Consider the following 1,815-nt stretch of genomic DNA (forward strand, 5'->3'; position numbering starts at 1 on the left):
CTCCGATGCCGAGCTCAGCGCAACGATGTGAAGAACTCGGCGATGTCCGCCGCGAGAAGATCGGGTTCCTCGTGTGGAGCGAAGTGCCCGCCGCGAGGCATCACCGTGTAGCGGGTGACGTTGTAGATGCGTTCAGCCCAGCTGCGAGGCGGTTGCGCCAAGTCATGTGGGAACACGGCCACAGCGGTCGGGACCGCCACGCGTGTCACCGGCGTCGTCAAACCGTTGGCGTGTTCCCAGTAGGGCCGCAGCGACGTCGAGATCGAGTTGGTGAACCAGTACAGCGAGGCCTGGGTCAGCACGAAGTCGTCGCTGAAGCGGTTCGACAGGACACCACCGCAGTCGCTCCACGCCCGATACTTCTCCACGATCCACGCCAACAATCCGATCGGCGAATCGGACAGGCCAGGCGCCAGCGACAACGGTCGGGTCTGCTGTTGATGTTGATAAGAGCCTTCGGCTGCGTTCCACGCTGCTGCCGAGTCCAGGTACGCCTGCTCGTCGACGATGAGTCTCGATGCGTCGTACTCTCGCGGCGACGCAACCGCCATCAGATGGATTCCGATCACCGACTCTGGATGCTCTTGACCCAAGCGCGACGTGATTCCTGCGCCAAGGTCTCCACCGTGCGCTCCGTACCGTTCGAATCCCAACACATCGGTCATCAGTGCGTGCCACACCTCGTGGGTCTGTTCGTGGTGGCTCGGCCGTTGCGGCGAGAAGGGGAATCCCGGGAGTGCCGGCACGATCACGTTGAATGCGTCTCGGGCACAGCCGAAGTCGGAAGGTCGCGCCAGTCGGCGGGCCAGCTCCACGAGTTCCAACGCCGTGCTCGGCCACCCGTTCGTGAGTACCAGTCCGACAGCACCGGGCGATTCCGCGTCGAAACGCAGATAGCGGATCGTCGTTCCCTGGACCTCGGCACCGAATGCAGGCAACTCGTCCAGCGACCTTTGAGCGGCCCACCAGTCGAAACCGTCCGCCCAATACTCGGCCAACCGACGAAGCTCGACCGGATCAGTACCCGCCGACCAGCCCGCCGTCGGCCAGTCCGGCGACCAACGAGTTCCAGCCACTCGCCGTCGCAGATCCTCGACGTCGGCGCCCGCTACTTCGACGAGACGCACCGGTTCAGCAGCCATCCGCCCGAACCCTACGCAATCTCGATCATGAGCCTCGACGATGACTCAGCATCGGCGACCAGGTCACGCGGCGTCATCCGATGGTGCGAGGCCACGATCCGACGCTCTCGAGCAGGTCGCTGGACTTCACCCAGAGTTGTCGGGCTCGTGTCTGGTCGAGGGCGTAGGCGCGGACTCCGTGGAGGCCGTCGATGATGTCGTGGACGATCGGTGCTTGGTTGCAGTCGTCGAAGTATCGGCCGCCGATCCCGTCGAGCAGTGGTGAGGCTGCGAGCAGGACGGACGTGGCTGCAACCTGCTCGGGTGTCTTCATGATGCTGTTCTCCTGGGCGGCCATCTGTGCTTTCATGTCGGCCAGCGTGTCGCGGTCCCAGTGGCGCTGCAGGTTGGTCCAGATTCCTCCGGGCATGAGCGCGTTCGCACGGATCCCGTCGCTGGCCCATCGCCGATCGGCTTCGACGGCGAAGAGGATTTGGGCGGTTTTGGACTGGCCGTATGCGATACCGGGGTCGTAGGTGCGTCGGTCGAAGAAGAGGTCGTCGAAGTCGATGTCGGCGTTGCCGTGACCACTCGACGCGACCGAGACGACTCGGGCGCCGTCCGCCTCGGCGAGGGCGTCGTGGAGTCCGGTGGCGAGCGCGAAGTGGCCGAGGTGGTTGACGGCGAACTGCAG

Annotated in this window: 2 protein-coding genes; both read right to left on the minus strand. The window is 64.6% G+C overall.

Features of this window, described 5'->3' with window-relative positions:
• Positions 1 to 14 precede the first annotated feature (14 nt).
• Positions 15 to 1,142, minus strand: a complete 1,128-nt coding sequence (locus WBV89_RS17810) for an epoxide hydrolase family protein (RefSeq protein ID WP_423982674.1) — start codon at positions 1,140 to 1,142, stop codon at positions 15 to 17.
• Between the two features lie 73 nt (positions 1,143 to 1,215).
• Positions 1,216 to 1,815, minus strand: a 600-nt coding sequence (locus WBV89_RS17815; RefSeq protein WP_423982675.1) for an SDR family oxidoreductase, incomplete at its 5' end; no start/stop codon positions are given.

The sequence above is a fragment of the Ilumatobacter sp. genome, from assembly GCF_049588435.1.
GTDB lineage: Bacteria > Actinomycetota > Acidimicrobiia > Acidimicrobiales > Ilumatobacteraceae > Ilumatobacter_A.

Bases quoted from the DNA above. Each gene is read 5' to 3' on its own strand.
- WBV89_RS17810 (WP_423982674.1), bottom strand. From the start codon at position 1,142: ATGGCTGCTGAACCGGTGCGTCTCGTCGAAGTAGCGGGCGCCGACGTC.